13 protein-coding genes are annotated in these 15,811 nt (G+C 29.9%); 10 read left to right on the top strand and 3 right to left on the bottom strand.

What is annotated here, in order from left to right; translation table 11 throughout:
- The first annotated feature begins 206 nt into the window (after nucleotides 1–206).
- The 4 genes from HMPREF2629_RS05215 to mprF all read left to right on the top strand — a co-directional run bounded on the left by HMPREF2629_RS05215 (nucleotide 207) and on the right by mprF (nucleotide 6,671).
- Nucleotides 207–1,667: a glutamine transporter AlsT gene (locus HMPREF2629_RS05215; protein WP_017174677.1), complete on the top strand. Its 1,461-nt coding sequence runs from the start codon at nucleotides 207–209 to the stop codon at nucleotides 1,665–1,667.
- Between the two features lie 128 nt (nucleotides 1,668–1,795).
- Nucleotides 1,796–2,647, top strand: a complete 852-nt coding sequence (glcT, locus tag HMPREF2629_RS05210; RefSeq protein WP_048762426.1) for a glucose PTS transporter transcription antiterminator GlcT — start codon at nucleotides 1,796–1,798, stop codon at nucleotides 2,645–2,647.
- A gap of 66 nt (nucleotides 2,648–2,713) precedes the next feature.
- Nucleotides 2,714–3,943 (top strand): AI-2E family transporter, encoded by a 1,230-nt coding sequence (locus HMPREF2629_RS05205; RefSeq protein ID WP_048762427.1) that lies wholly within the window; start codon nucleotides 2,714–2,716, stop codon nucleotides 3,941–3,943.
- 205 nt (nucleotides 3,944–4,148) lie between these two features.
- Nucleotides 4,149–6,671, top strand: coding sequence for a bifunctional lysylphosphatidylglycerol flippase/synthetase MprF (gene mprF / locus HMPREF2629_RS05200; protein ID WP_048762429.1), 2,523 nt, complete (start codon nucleotides 4,149–4,151; stop codon nucleotides 6,669–6,671).
- A gap of 37 nt (nucleotides 6,672–6,708) precedes the next feature.
- Here mprF and msrA read toward each other — a convergent pair whose 3' ends face one another.
- On the bottom strand, nucleotides 6,709–7,224 hold the full coding sequence (gene msrA, locus HMPREF2629_RS05195) for a peptide-methionine (S)-S-oxide reductase MsrA (RefSeq protein ID WP_002449832.1): 516 nt from the start codon (nucleotides 7,222–7,224) through the stop codon (nucleotides 6,709–6,711).
- A 140-nt stretch (nucleotides 7,225–7,364) separates the two neighbouring features.
- Between msrA and HMPREF2629_RS05190 the strand changes: the two genes are divergently transcribed.
- On the top strand, nucleotides 7,365–8,342 hold the full coding sequence (locus HMPREF2629_RS05190; protein ID WP_049419820.1) for an LCP family protein: 978 nt from the start codon (nucleotides 7,365–7,367) through the stop codon (nucleotides 8,340–8,342).
- 88 nt (nucleotides 8,343–8,430) lie between these two features.
- On the opposite strand, the gene HMPREF2629_RS05185 is transcribed toward HMPREF2629_RS05190, so the two are convergent.
- Nucleotides 8,431–8,613 (bottom strand): 2-hydroxymuconate tautomerase, encoded by a 183-nt coding sequence (locus HMPREF2629_RS05185; protein WP_070436430.1) that lies wholly within the window; start codon nucleotides 8,611–8,613, stop codon nucleotides 8,431–8,433.
- A gap of 148 nt (nucleotides 8,614–8,761) precedes the next feature.
- Between HMPREF2629_RS05185 and HMPREF2629_RS05180 the strand changes: the two genes are divergently transcribed.
- Entirely contained in the window at nucleotides 8,762–10,024 is a 1,263-nt protein-coding gene (locus tag HMPREF2629_RS05180) for a Y-family DNA polymerase (protein WP_017174683.1), read from the top strand.
- 51 nt (nucleotides 10,025–10,075) lie between these two features.
- On the opposite strand, the gene HMPREF2629_RS05175 is transcribed toward HMPREF2629_RS05180, so the two are convergent.
- Complete coding sequence (locus tag HMPREF2629_RS05175; RefSeq protein WP_048683130.1) at nucleotides 10,076–11,167, bottom strand: prephenate dehydrogenase; 1,092 nt, start codon at nucleotides 11,165–11,167, stop codon at nucleotides 10,076–10,078.
- Nucleotides 11,168–11,302: 135 nt separating this feature from the next.
- On the opposite strand from HMPREF2629_RS05175, the gene HMPREF2629_RS05170 reads away from it, so the two are divergent.
- The 4 genes from HMPREF2629_RS05170 (at nucleotide 11,303) to trpD (ending at nucleotide 15,809) form a co-directional block, all read left to right on the top strand.
- The gene (locus HMPREF2629_RS05170; RefSeq protein ID WP_037541014.1) at nucleotides 11,303–12,337 is read left to right on the top strand and encodes a M42 family metallopeptidase; all 1,035 of its coding nucleotides are present in this window, start codon (nucleotides 11,303–11,305) and stop codon (nucleotides 12,335–12,337) included.
- 487 nt (nucleotides 12,338–12,824) lie between these two features.
- Nucleotides 12,825–14,234, top strand: coding sequence for an anthranilate synthase component I (locus tag HMPREF2629_RS05165; RefSeq protein ID WP_049419821.1), 1,410 nt, complete (start codon nucleotides 12,825–12,827; stop codon nucleotides 14,232–14,234).
- Nucleotides 14,231–14,860, top strand: coding sequence for an anthranilate synthase component II (locus HMPREF2629_RS05160; protein ID WP_017174687.1), 630 nt, complete (start codon nucleotides 14,231–14,233; stop codon nucleotides 14,858–14,860). Before HMPREF2629_RS05165 ends, HMPREF2629_RS05160 begins: the two co-directional genes overlap by 4 nt.
- Nucleotides 14,805–15,809 (top strand): anthranilate phosphoribosyltransferase, encoded by a 1,005-nt coding sequence (gene trpD, locus HMPREF2629_RS05155; RefSeq protein WP_176719191.1) that lies wholly within the window; start codon nucleotides 14,805–14,807, stop codon nucleotides 15,807–15,809. Before HMPREF2629_RS05160 ends, trpD begins: the two co-directional genes overlap by 56 nt.
- Nucleotides 15,810–15,811 lie beyond the last annotated feature (2 nt).

The raw sequence follows: 15,811 nt of genomic DNA, 5'->3' as shown, positions 1-15,811 counted from the left end.
GATTTTAAAATTTTTGTTTTCAAGTAATTCATAAGATGATAAAATTAATTTAATATTTAACTATTTATAACTCACAAGAGATTTATATTGTTGATAAGTATATCAAAGTGATGACATGAAAAACATGTACATTTTGACCTTTAATACTACAATATAAATCTCTTGTAATGTATATCATAACAATAATTTTGATGAGAGGGATTTAATTGAGAGATTTTGATAGTTTAATACCTGATTGGTTTAAATCTGTTGTTCAAGTTGGAAATGATTTAATCTGGTCACAGTATTTAATAGGTTTACTATTGACAGTAGGTATCTTCTTTACTATTAGTTCTAAATTTGTTCAATTACGAATGTTACCTGAAATGTTTAGAGCATTAGTTGAAAAACCAGAAACTTTGAAAAATGGAGAGAAAGGTATTTCACCTTTTCAAGCATTTGCTATTAGTGCAGGTTCCCGTGTTGGAACAGGAAATATTGCTGGTGTAGCAACAGCAATTGTGTTAGGGGGTCCTGGGGCAGTTTTTTGGATGTGGATTATCGCATTTATCGGAGCTGCGAGTGCATTTATAGAAGCAACACTTGCACAAGTTTACAAAGTTCATGATAAAGAAGGTGGCTTCCGAGGAGGTCCAGCTTATTACATAACCAAAGGTTTAAATCAAAAATGGCTTGGTATCACATTTGCTGTGTTAATTACTGTTACATTTGCATTTGTATTTAACACTGTTCAATCGAATACTATTGCTGAATCTTTAAGAACACAATATCATATTAGTCCAGTCATTACTGGTATTATTTTGGCTGTCATTACAGCAATCATTATCTTCGGTGGTGTACGTAGTATTGCAACGTTGTCATCTTTAATTGTTCCAATAATGGCTATCGTTTATGTTGGTATAGTTTTATTTATCTTACTAATGAATTTTGATCAAATCATTCCAATGATTGGTACAATTATTAAAAGTGCGTTCGGAATGGAACAAGTCGCTGGTGGCGCGGTAGGTACAGCGATTTTACAAGGTATAAAACGTGGCTTATTCTCTAACGAAGCAGGTATGGGTTCAGCACCCAATGCGGCTGCTACTGCTGCTGTACCACATCCAGTAAAACAAGGATTACTTCAATCTTTAGGTGTCTTCTTCGATACAATGCTTGTTTGTACAGCAACAGCTATTATGATTTTACTTTACTCAGGCTTAAAATTTGGTGAAAAAGCGCCACAAGGTGTAGAAGTTACACAATCTGCATTGAATGAACATCTTGGTTCTCCAGGTGGTATCTTCTTAACTGTCGCGATTACGCTATTTGCATTTTCTTCTGTAGTTGGTAATTACTATTACGGACAATCTAATATAGAATTTCTATCTAAAAATAAAGCAATTTTATTTATTTTTAGATGCTTAGTTGTTGTATTAGTATTTATAGGCGCAGTTGTTAAAACTGAAACCGTATGGAGTACAGCGGACTTATTTATGGGATTAATGGCCATTGTAAACCTTGTTTCCATTATAGGTCTTTCAAATATTGCATTTGCTGTTATGAAAGATTATATTCAACAAAAACGTGCCGGTTTAAAACCGGTATTTAAACCAGAAAACCTTGAGATTAATTTATTTGGTATTGAATCTTGGGGACGCGAAGATAAAATATCTAAAAAACATTAATAATTTAAATCAACACTTCTTTTCTCCATCTCTTAGAGTAATGCGAGAAAGAAGTGTTTTTTAAAAGAATGACTTTTCAAATATAATGTTTAACTATATAATTTTAATAGTAAAAAAGGATGATAATGATGAGCAAATATCATATTTCAAAAATTTTAAATAATAACGTCATCATATGCATCAATAGTAATCAAGAAGTTATTTTAATCGGTAAAGGCATTGGTTTTAATAAAAAGCCTGGAATGGTCGTAGATGATAATGCTTCTATTGAGAAAGTGTATAAATTAGATCAAAAACAACAACAAGAATATTATAAATCTCTAGTTGAAATAGCTGATGAAGAGGTCTTACAGGCAATTATTGAATCAGTTAACTATATTACAAGTACAACTTATATGAAAGATGATAAACAACTAGTCATTGCCTTAACCGATCATATTACTTTTGCATATAAACGCTTAAAACAAAATCAAATAATTAGTAATCCCTTTGCAATGGAAACTAAACATTTATATAGTGAGGCATATGATATCGCCACACAAGTTATACAGCGATTAAATGAGAAATTAGACGTCACATTTCCTGATGATGAAATAGGTTTTATAGCATTGCATATTGCTTCAAATAAAGAAGATTTACCTATGAGTGAAATATCTTTAATTAATAAAATGATAAGTAAATGTGTATTAATTATCGAAAATGACATAGGGTATCCTGTAAATCCTCGAACTGTTCAATATCAACGATTTATTAGACATATTCAATTCCTAATTCGTCGTTTAAATAAAAAGGAATACGTTCATGCACAAGATGAGTTTATCAATATGGTCAAAACATATTACCCTAATTGTTATAGTACAGCATATAAGATTTCTAAAGTTATTCAAAAAGATCTAGATATTGATATAGATGATTCAGAAATTGTTTATTTAGCTTTGCATATTTATCATTTTCAATCTCAAAATAACACACAAAATTAATAAGCTACATGGTATGATATAATATAGATTATTTTATTTTAGATTAAAGGGTACGGTGAAAATGATATGTCAATGGACCACAAAAAGGTTGAAGGAAAGAAAGCTAATAAGCTAAGCTTTTCTGAAACACGCTTTATGAAGTTTCTGGGTGGTAAAGATTTATTATTTGCGCTAGTTTCATTAGTATTACTTGGTATTACTATATTCATCTTTGACAAAATTTCTTATGTTTTTCAGCCTTTTGTCATTATCTTTAATACTATTGCAGCGCCAATTATTTTATCGCTTATTTTGTATTATTTGTTAAATCCAGTAATTAATTTGATGGAACGTTATAATATTCCAAGATTATTAGCAATTACAATAGTCTTTCTAGTGATTATTGGAGGTGCAACATTAATTATTGATTTATTAATTCCTGTGATTGGTGATCAAATTAAACAACTTGCAAATAACTTCCCAAAATATATTGAAAAATTTAATAGAGCTATTGATAAAGTGACACATATGTCTATTTTATCTTCATTTTATAATCAAATTCAGGAATGGCTTGATTCTACTTCTAAAAAGATTCCATCGTTAACATCAGATTATTTTAGTGGATTTGGAACTAAAATTAGAACATTTGCAGAAGCTATTGTGAATGTCGGTGTTGTGATTGCAACTACACCATTTGTATTATTCTTTATGTTGAAAGATGGAACTAAATTTAGAGACTATACAACTAAAATTATGCCACCTAAATTTAGAAAAGACTATCATGATTTATTAGAAAAAATGAGTGTACAGGTCGGATCATATATTCAAGGCCAAATTATTGTATCATTTTGTATTGGTATTTTATTGTTTATTGGTTATTCGATTATTGGTTTGGATTATGGGTTAGTTCTAGCTTCAATTGCTGCAGTAACGAGTGTAGTCCCATACTTAGGACCAACAATTGCAATTTCTCCGGCAATTATTATTGCGATTATTACTTCACCGTTTATGCTATTAAAATTGATTATTGTGTGGACGTTAGTTCAATTTATTGAAGGTCATTTTATTTCTCCTAATATTATGGGGAAAACATTAAAAATTCATCCTCTAACAATTATCTTTATTTTATTAAGTGCGGGTAATTTGTTAGGTATTGTAGGAGTTATTTTAGGTATTCCTGGCTATGCTATTTTAAAAGTATTAGCTTCTCACATTTTCTTATTATTTAAACGTCGTTACAATAAATATTATGGTGACGATGCAGGTCAATATGAAATTAAAAAAGAAGAACATAAAAATTACACAGAAGCAGAATAAAGCACTATATTAAAAAGCCTGAGACATAATGAGTTGTCTTAGGCTTTTTAATATAGTACTAATCATCTTGCAAAAGTGGGACGATGAATTCTCTTCCACTCTCTTTTATCTTACAATTATGTTAGTTCAATAGTCTAAAGATATATAACTAGAATATGATATGATATATTTTATATTAATATAATGTAAAGGATAATAATGAATAATGACTGAAGAACATAAAAATAGATTAATATCTATATTAAAAGTGGTATTTGCTATCACACTTTTTATTGTAGTAGTTGCTACTTTATATCATGAATTGTCACATATTAACTTCAAACAAACATTAGAAGCATTTAGTAAAATCAATCGATGGTTTTTAATTGGTTTATTTATATGTGGTGGCGCATCAATGCTACTTTTAAGTTTATATGATGTCATTCTTGTTAAAACTTTAAAGTTGAGTATACCACTGAACAAAGTATTTCGTTTGAGTTATATTATTAATGCATTTAATGCTATTGTTGGATTTGGTGGATTTATAGGCGCAGGATTTAGAACATTTATTTATAAAAATTATACTTCTGATAGAAAAAGATTACTTCACGCTATTTCAATCATATTAGTTTCAATGTTAACTGGTTTAAGCTTCTTATCTATTTTAGTCGTACTTCATATTTTCGATGCTTCTCATATTCTTGATAAAGTACGTTTTGTAAAATGGGTATTGTACGTAGTCGCTTTATTTTTACCTATTTTTATAGTGTATACAGTCGTTAAACCGGTTACTGAACATAATAAATTGGTAGGGATATATTGCACGCTTGTTTCAAGTATTGAATGGATAGCTGCTGCTGTTGTACTTTACTTGTCGGCATGGATTATTGATATTCATGTAGCTTTTACAACATTACTTGGTATTTTTATTATTGCTGCACTCTCTGGACTGATTAGTTTTATTCCAGGTGGATTCGGGGCATTTGATTTAGTTGTTTTATTAGGACTAAAATCTTTAGATATTCCTGAAGAAAAAATATTGATTGCCTTACTGCTATATCGTTTTGCTTATTATTTTGTACCTATTATCATTGCTTTAATTCTATCTACGTTTGAATTTGGCAATTCTGCGCGTAAGTACTTTGAAGAATCTAAATATTTTGTACCCGCTAAAGATGTTACCTCATTCATACTGTCTTATCAAAAAGATATTATTTCAAAAATCCCAGCATTTGCTTTATCTATTCTTGCACTATTAACAAGTTTTATTTTCTTTATTAATAATGTGACGATTGTTTATGATGGATTATATGATGCTGATCATTTTATTTACTATATCATGTTGTCTATTCATACAAGTGCATGTTTAATATTACTTGTTAATGTAAGGGGTATATATAAGCAAAGTAAGAGAGCAATTATTTATTCAATGATTTCACTTGTGTTAATATTTCTTGCAACGTTATATACGTATGCTTCTATCATGTTACTTACATGGCTCATCATTATTTTTATCTTACTTATTTTAGCTTATCGACGTGCGAAAGTATTTAAACGTCCATTTAGATTAAAAAACTTAATATTTACCTTAGTCATTAGTGTGATTGTTTTATATATTAATCATTTCATTATTTCTGAAACTTTATATGCTTTAGATTTATATCACTTGGAAATGGATACGTCATTATTAAAATACTATTTCTGGTTAACTGTGATAGTTGTTATATTATTAATTGTTGGTATTGCATGGTTATTTGGTCGTCGCTTTGAACGCCCACATCAATTACAAGAATATTCTCAATGTAAATCAATCATAGAAACATATGGAGGGAATTATTTAAGTCATTTGATATATAGCGGTGATAAAGATGTATTTATGTATGACAGTGAACAAGCTTTTCTTATGTATAGATATAAATCAAATGCGCTGGTCGTATTGGGAGATCCAATTGGAAATACGGCATCATTCCAATCATTGTTGGCTGATTTCTATAGTTATGCTGAAAAGTTAGGTTATGATGTCATTTTCTATCAAGTATCTGATCGTTTTATGCCGTTGTATCATAATTTTGGAAATCAATTTTTTAAATTAGGCGAAGAGGCTATTATTGATTTAACACAATTTACTACTTCTGGAAAAAAACGACGTGGTTTTAGAGCAACACTGAATAAATTTAATGATTTAAATATTAAATTTGACATTATAGAACCACCATTTTCTAAAGCGTTTATAGAAGAGCTTAGAAAAGTAAGTGATAAGTGGCTCGATGGACGTACTGAAATGCATTTTTCTGTTGGGCAATTTACAGAACAGTATTTAGATAAAGCCCCAATTGGAATTATGAAAAATGAAGAAGGTAAGATTATTGCTTTTTGTACATTAATGCCGACATACTATAACGAAGCAATTTCAGTAGATTTAATTCGTTGGTTACCTGAATTAGATTTACCTCTAATGGATGGATTATATCTACATATGTTATTATGGGGTAAAGAAAAAGGGTATAAAGCTTTTAACATGGGTATGGCTACCTTATCAAATGTAGGTCAACTCGATTATTCTTATTTACGAGAACGTATTGCGGGACGTGTGTTTGAACATTTTAATGGTTTATATCGTTTTCAGGGGTTACGAAGATATAAAGAAAAATATAGTCCCCAGTGGGAACCGCGATTTTTGGTGTATAGAAAAGATAGTTCTCTCTGGTACAGTATGTTAAAAGTAATGCGAGTGATTAGACATAAATAAAAAAGATATCCGAAAACAATTTCGGATATCTTTTTTATTATGAGTTAGAACGAGGATCATAATTTGCACGATCTCGCTGTTCTTGTGCGTAACGTTCAGGATTTTTTTTATAGAAATTTTGATGATATTCTTCTGCTTTATAAAAATTTGAAGCGGGAAGAACCTTAGTAGCAATGGCTTTATCAGAATGCATCGTTTGTTCTAAATCTTTGATATAGTTAATCGCAACTTTTCTTTGATCATCATTTGTATAAAAAATAGCTGTTTGATACTGTGACCCTCTATCTTGGAATTGACCCCCAGCATCTAATGGATCAATGACTGAAAAAAATATTTCTAATAATTTATGATAAGAAAATAAAGCAACATCATACTCTATTTTAACAGTTTCATAGTGTCCAGTAGTTCCGCTCTTTACTTGTTCATAGGTTGGATTTTTAACTGATCCTCCCATAAAACCTGATGTTACTGATTCAATACCTTCAAATTGATCAAACGGTTTTGTCATACACCAGAAACAGCCTCCTGCGAAGTATGCTGTATTAATATTCATTTACGCCATCCTTTCATAACACCTTTGTAATATTTATTGAAAACACTTGATTTTTTAAGATATTTTATATAACTTATTTATATATTATAGTATATCCGAATATTATTTTGAAGATTTTAGAGAGTGTAAGGTAGGTAAATATGACAGAAGAGAAGGATAATACAATATTAAGACGACAAACGGGGACAACGATACCTTCTAAACGACGCAAGAAGAAAAAATTTCGAAAATTACCTTTTGTAATACTGATTATTGTAGTTTTACTTATTGCAATGATTACGTATGTCGTTCATGGATATCAAAGTGGTATGAAATATGCACAAGAACATGCAAAAGATATTAAAATTCATAAATTTAATGGAGCCGTTAAAAATGACGGGAAAATCACAGTATTAATGCTCGGTGCTGACCAAGCTAATGGTGGAAAATCAAGAACTGACTCTATTATGGTTGTACAGTATGACTATATTAAGAAAAAAATGAAAATGATGTCAATTATGCGTGATATTTATGCGGAAATTCCTGGTTATGACAAATATAAAATTAATGCTGCATACTCACTTGGGGGACCAGAGTTGTTGAGACAAACACTAAATAAAAATTTAGGTATTAATCCTGAATACTATGCAGTCATTGATTTCACTGGCTTTGAAAAAATGATTGATGAATTAGAACCTAATGGTGTGCCAATTGATGTTGAAAAAGATATGTCAGAAAATATAGGGGTTTCATTAAAAAAAGGACACCATCGATTAAACGGTAAAGAATTATTAGGTTATGCGAGATTTAGACATGATCCAGAGGGAGACTTTGGACGTGTGAGACGTCAACAACAAGTTATGCAAACACTTAAGAAAGAATTGATTACCCCAAGTACAATCGTGAAATTACCTAAAGTAGCTGGTATATTGAGAGGATATATTAATACAGATATGCCAAACTCAGCTATTTTCCAAACAGGACTAAGTTTTGGAATACGAGGCGATAAAAATGTGGAAACACTAACTGTACCGTTAAAAAATTCTTATCAAAATATCAATACTAATAACGATGGTAGTGCATTAGATATTGATAAAGAGAAAAATAAAAAAGCAATAGAATCATTTTTAGACGAATAATAAATAAGCAGGCCAAAGTGGCCTGCTTATTTATTATCTATTTAACTACAATAATATTATTATGTAAACTTTGAAGATTATAATATTATTAATCTGATTTTCTTACGCCAGCTACACCGTAGTGATTTTTCTTCATTTCATCAATGACTACATGGATTGCTTCTCTATTTGCGCCTGTTGTTTTCTCTACTGCATTTGTAACCTCAGTGACTAAGTTTTTTAATTGCTCATCTGAGCGTCCTTCTAATAATTTTACATTTACAATCGGCATGATGTTTTCCTCCTTACATAATTATGTGCTTAGTATATCATTTTTAAAAAATGAACTTCAAGATATTTAAATAGAACATTTGTTCTTTTTAATGTTGTAAGAGAACAAGTGTTCTTATATAATTGAATTATCTAAGGAGGGGGTTGATATGTATGATTATAATTTACTTGAAGATAGAGACATACTATGTGTAGATCAGAAAAGTTTTTATGCTAGTGTGTCTTGTATAGAAAAAGGATTAGATCCTTTAATGACAAAATTAGCAGTGGTAGCTGACACTAAGCGACAAGGATCTGTTGTTTTGGCAGCAACACCTAAATTAAAAGAACTTGGTATTAAAACGGGATCTAGATTATTTGAAATTCCACAACGTAATGATATTTATATTATTAATCCAAGTATGAGAAGATATCTAGAAGTATCATTAGAAATTTCTAAAATTGCTCTTAAATATGTTCCAGGGGAAGATTTACATCAGTATAGTATTGATGAATTTTTTATGGATGTAACAAATAGCTACCATCTTTTTAATACTACAGTATATTCTTTTGCTAAGTGTTTTCAAAAAGAAATTTTGGATAAGACGGGAATATACTGCACAATAGGTATTGGATCTAACTTGTTACTTAGTAAAGTAGCTATGGATATCGAAGCTAAACACACCAAAGAAGGTATTACTGAGTGGCGGTATCATGACATTCCCGATAAATTATGGTGTATTTCACCATTAAAATCATTTTGGGGAATCAATAAAAAAACAGAAATAAAGTTAAATAAAAAAGGAATTATTACAATAGGTGATTTAGCCCATTATCCTCATAGATATTTGAAGAAAGACTTTGGTATATTAGGCACTGATATGCATTTACATGCTAACGGTATAGATCAAAGTAAAATAAGAGAAAAAAGTAAAATTAATAATCCAACTATATGTAAAAGCCAAATTTTGATGAGAGACTATCAATTTAATGAAACAAAAATTGTGATGCAAGAGTTGATTGAAGATGTTGCTTGTAGATTAAGAGAAAGAAAGCAATTAGCACGTACTATACATTTTTCATTTGGATATACTCAAGGTGGAGGAATACATAAACAACACACTTTAACTGATGCTACAAATCTAGAACAAGATATATTTAAAGTCGTTAATGATTATGCGAATCAGTTGTGTGATAAACAGGCTTTGTATCGTACGTTAAGTGTTTCACTAACACAGTTCATTAATGAAGAAAATCGACAATTAAATTTATTTGTAGATGAATATAAAAGACAAAGAGATGAAAATTTAGCTAAAACGATTGATACGTTACAAAAGAAATATGGTAAAGGCATCGTTTCAAAAGCAATTTCTTATACTGAATCTGGAACAAAACATAATAGATTAGGATTAATGGCAGGTCATAAAATGTAAATAAACGGAAGTAGGTCAAAACTCATTTTGAATTTTGGCCCACTTCTATTTTTATGGAATATAAGTATCAAATTCATTTAAAGCAACAATACCTAATTCACGATCTTTTGGAGTTTTAAAGGTAACTTGTAAAGCACCTAAAATATCCTCACGAACTTCTAAAATTTTTAAGTTTCTTATAGAAATATTATGTAAACTAAGTATAGAAGTAACTTTATTAATCATACCCGCTTTATCTGGAATATCAATATATAAATCATACCCAACATTGACTACACCATGTTGCTTAAGAGGTAATTGATCTCTAAAAATTTTTGCATCTTCAAAGAATTGATATATTTGTTGTTCTTCTTCATTTTTAAGTTTAACTATCATATCCTTAATATTGGTTTGCATATCTTCTAGTAAACTAATGATATTTTGTTTATTACTAAGTGAGATATCCTTCCACATTTCGGCATTACTACTTGCAATTCTTGTAATATCTCTAAATCCACCAGCAGCAAGCTGTTTGACTAAAGCATGATCATTTGCATGGCTTGAACTCAAGTGTACTAAACTAGAGGCAATAATATGTGGAACATGACTAACAATTCCCGTTACATAATCATGTTCTTTCGCATTAGTAATAATAAATTTAGCTAGTGTAGGGGAGAGCAAATATTGTAATGTTTTAGCCGCTTGTGTATTACGTTCATCATCGTAAACTAAAATATAGTATGCATTTTCAAATAAGTGTTTTTTAGAATTAAGGACACCAGATTTATGGCTACCAGCCATTGGATGCCCACTAACAAGATGAATATTTGATTCTAATAAACGTTTTTCAAAATTTTGAATGATAAGTTTTGTACTGCCAGTATCCGTTACAATCAAATGTGATTTGGTTTCATAATTAGGTAATGAATTTAGATATATTGCTGTTTGATGAACTGGAGTAGCAAAGATAATAATATCCGCTTCCTTAACACCAAGAGCATAATCATTAATCTTTTTGTCAATTATACCAATAGACATTGCTTTATCTAATTGAGTTACATCAGTATCATAGGCAGAAATTATAAGATCAGATTGATAAAATTTTAAATTACTAGCTAAGCTTCCACCAATTAATCCTAAACCAACAAATAAAATATTTTTCATATGAGCCCTCCTTATTTCTAAATATTCAGAATATCTATATTTTAAATTAGTCATTTATTTTAAACAATACTATTCATTAGAGTTCACTATTTATCTAGGTTAAAATATATTTAAAGTATTAAAGGGGGAAGTTGAATGGAATCAAAGATATTAGAATTAATTCAAAACTTAACTAACATTAATAGTCCTTCGGGAAATGCTTATAATGCAATAAGTTATGTAAAACAAAAAGTAGAACATTTAGGATATTCAACTCAATTAACAAATAAAGGTGCATTAATTATCACAGTTGAGGGTGAAGATAATGAACGTCAACGTTGTATTACTGCTCATGTAGATACTTTAGGTGCAATGGTAAAAGAAATTAAAGAAGATGGTCGTTTAACAATCGATCTAATTGGTGGATTTAAATATAATGCGATTGAAGGAGAATATTGTCAGATTGAAACAGACTCTGGCGAAACGTACACAGGGACAATATGTTTACATGAAACAAGTGTTCATGTATATCGCGAAAATGAAAAAATACCAAGAGATATTGAACATATGGAAGTCCGTATAGACGAAAAAACGTCTTCTAAGAAAGAGACAGAAGATTTAGGAATAGAAGTAGGTAATTTTATTAGCTTTGATCCAAGAACAGAAATAACATCATCTGGATTTATTAAATCCCGACACTTAGACGATAAAGCAAGTGTAGCAATGATATTAGATTTATTAGAAAGAATAAAAAATGAACAAATTAAATTACCACATACTATTCAATTTTATATTTCTAATAATGAGGAAATAGGATATGGAGCGAATGCATCTATTTCTAATAAAATTGTAGAATTTATTGCTTTTGATATGGGAGCACTTGGAGAGGGACAATCTTCTGACGAATATACAGTATCTATTTGTGCTAAAGATGCGTCTGGACCTTATCATAAAGAATTAAAAACACATCTAGTAAACTTATGTAAATTTAATCATATTCCGTATAAAATAGATATTTATCCTTATTATACGTCAGATGCGTCTGCAGCATTAAAAGCAGGAGCAGATATTAAACATGGATTATTTGGAGCTGGTATTGAGTCCTCTCATGCACTGGAACGAACACATATTGATTCTATACATGCCGCTCAAAACTTATTATATGCCTATTGCTTGTCATCAATAAATTGAAATAAATATTGACAAGGAAGATTTATTTATGTATTATACTGAATTATAATAATATTTTAATAATTCTGAGAATTGAGTAGAAGATATGTGATGTAGCAAATAGAAAGCTAATGGATGATGTAAATTAGCACAGCATATGTTTGAATTGGACTTAGAAGATTAAATTTAATAACAGTAAAGTGAACATGTAATGTTAATTAAGGTGGCACCACGGTAACGCGTCCTTATCTATGGAACGTAATCGTGGTGTCTTTTTGGTATAAATATAGTAATTATTAGCTAGATAATCATAGAAAGTTAGTGGTTGATGAAAACTAACATCACTAATAATGAAATTGGGTTTATACTTATAAAAAATCAAATAAAAAATAAGTGAACTTTAAATATTTTGATAATTCGAAATATTTAGTTAATTAAGGTGGTACCGCGCGTCAGCGTCCTTTTAAATAAGGATGCTGATATTTTTTTGAGAAAGGATTAAAGCTTAATGAAACTATATTATGAAATACTTAGAGCAAATATTACACCCGAAGTTTTAGGAAAGTTAAAGAAAAATAAGATTATTTTAGAAAGTACCAGTCAAAAGCAGATTAAAGGTAGATATTCTATTGTAGCATTCGAAAGCTATGGTTCTGTTGTGTTAAATAATGACTTACTAAAGATAAAAACAAAAAAACAAAATGTTGAAATTACTGAAAAGTCTTATGAATATTTAAAAGATTATATCAATCAATTTAATATTCAGATTACAGATGAAAAATTAAAACATTTACCATTTGTATCTGGCTTTATTGGTACGTGTAGTTTTGACTTAGTAAGACATGAATTTCCAATTTTAAAACAGCAATCTATACAAGAAATTAAGGATAGCAATGATATTGAATTTCACATGATAGAAGATGTATATGTATTTGATCATTATAAAGATGAATTATATGTTATTGCTACAAATCAATTTTCAGAAGTAGAACAGAAAGATTTAGAAAAAAGAGTAAAAGATAGAATAAAGGAACTATCTCAAATTAAAGCTTATACAGATGATTATATTCGTCCTCCTACGCCTTCAAATATCATACCAAATGTATCAGGTGATGAATTTATAAATACTATAAAGCAATTGAAAAAGCTTATAAAAGAAGGCGATATGTTTCAAGTTGTACCATCTAGAATATATAGCTACAATCATCATTTTAAAAATAATACATTGCAATTAAGTTATCAATTATACCAAAACTTAAAAAGACGTAATCCAAGTCCATATATGTACTATATTAATATGAATACACAAATTATTATAGGCAGTTCTCCAGAGAGTTTTGTAGCTGTACAAGATGGAACGGTTATTACGAATCCAATCGCTGGAACAATTAAAAGAGGTAAAACCATAAAAGAAGATAAACAAAATGCAGAGCAATTATTGAGTGATGAAAAGGAATTAAGCGAACATCGAATGCTTGTTGATTTAGGCAGAAATGATCTACATAGAGTCAGTAGAACCGGTAGTTCAAAAATTACAAAATTAATGGAAATTGAAAAATATGAGCATGTCATGCATATTGTAAGCGAAGTAAAAGGTGAGATTAAGCAAAAATTATCTCCTATGACAGTAATTGCTAATTTATTACCTACAGGAACTGTTTCAGGAGCTCCAAAACTTAGAGCAATTAGGCGTATATATGAGACATATCCATATAAACGTGGACTATATAGTGGGGGTGTAGGCTACATTAATTGTAATCAGAATTTAGATTTTGCTTTAGCAATAAGAACAATGTTAATTGATGATACTACTGTGAAAGTCGAAGCAGGGTGTGGGGTGGTTTATGATTCAGTACCAGAAAAAGAATTAGAAGAAACATTATTAAAAGCAAAAAGTTTATTGGAGGTAACACCATGATTTTAATCATTGATAATTATGATTCATTTACATATAACTTAGTTGATATAGTAAGTCAATTAGATGATGTCATTGTTAAATATCCGGACGATAAAGATGTGCTTAACTACGTTAACCAAAGTGATGGTCTCATCATATCTCCAGGACCTGGTCATCCTTTAGATAGTAACCATCTATTGAATATTATTGAAAGGTATAAATCTTTACCGATATTAGGCGTATGTTTAGGTGCACAAGCAATAACATGCTATTACGGTGGCCGTGTTATTCAAGGCGAAAAAGTCATGCACGGTAAAGTCGATATATTAACAGTTATTCAACATACTAAATTATATAACAACTTAGCAAATCAATTTAATATAATGCGTTACCATTCATTAATAAGTGATGAAATCTCTTTTCCATCACAATTAATAATTACTGGAAGGACAAAAGATTGCATTCAATCTTATGAGACAAAAAATGGATTACATTTTGGTATTCAATATCATCCTGAGTCGTTTGCAACAGATCAAGGACAACAAATAATTAAAAATTTTATCGATATCGTAAAGGAAAGAGGTAAATATGATGACCTTAACATTACTCAACCAAATTCAAAGTCATGCAACACTCTCACAACATGAAACTACTGAATTTATTCAATATCTCATCAATCCAGAATGTCATACTCAAGATAAAGTAAAGTTATTACAAGCTTTCACAAATAAGTCGATACAACAAAAAGAATTAACTTATATAGTGAAAAGTCTTATTCATACGATGTATTCAACTCAACCTGAATACAAAGGAAGTATATGCGTTTGTGGAACAGGAGGAGATAAATCAAATAGTTTCAATATTTCAACGACAGTATCATTTGTAGTAGCAAGCGCAGATGTTCCAGTCATTAAACATGGAAATAAAAGCATTACATCTAATTCTGGAAGTACCGATTTATTACAACAATTACACATTCCTACTACGAAAGTAGCAAATGTAGCCAAACAAGTATCTAAAACACATTTAGCATTTATCAGCGCTATGGAATCTTATCCAATTATGAAATACATTCAACCTATTAGAAAACGTATTCATGAACCAACTATTTTCAATATTGTCGGACCATTAATCAATCCTTTTAAATTAGATTATCAAGTAATGGGGGTCTACGATGCTTCCCAATTACCCATGATTATTAAAACTATGAAAGATTTAGGACGACGAAGAGGCATCGTACTTCATGGAGCGAATAGAATGGATGAAGCAACGTTATCTGGGGATAACGAAATATATGAATTACATGAAGATGGGGCTATTTCACATTATGTTTTAAATGCACGAGATTATGGCATAGCTCATGCAAATAATATAGAACTTCAAGGTGGCACACCTGAAGAAAATAAAAACATTACCATTGACATATTAAGTGGAAAAGATCATTCCCCTAAAAGAAATGTCGTAGTGCTGAATGCAGCATTAGCCTTATATATATCAAATAGAGTGGATAGTATTAAAAAGGGCGTTGATTTAGCAAAATATTTAATTGATAGTGGCAAAGCTTTAAAACAATGTCAGTTGATGAAAGGGGAATAAAA

Source organism: Staphylococcus sp. HMSC034C12, assembly GCF_001835895.1.
Classification (GTDB): domain Bacteria; phylum Bacillota; class Bacilli; order Staphylococcales; family Staphylococcaceae; genus Staphylococcus; species Staphylococcus hominis.
Note: the sequence above shows the minus strand (reverse complement) of the source record. Positions and strands in the feature narration are given on the sequence as shown.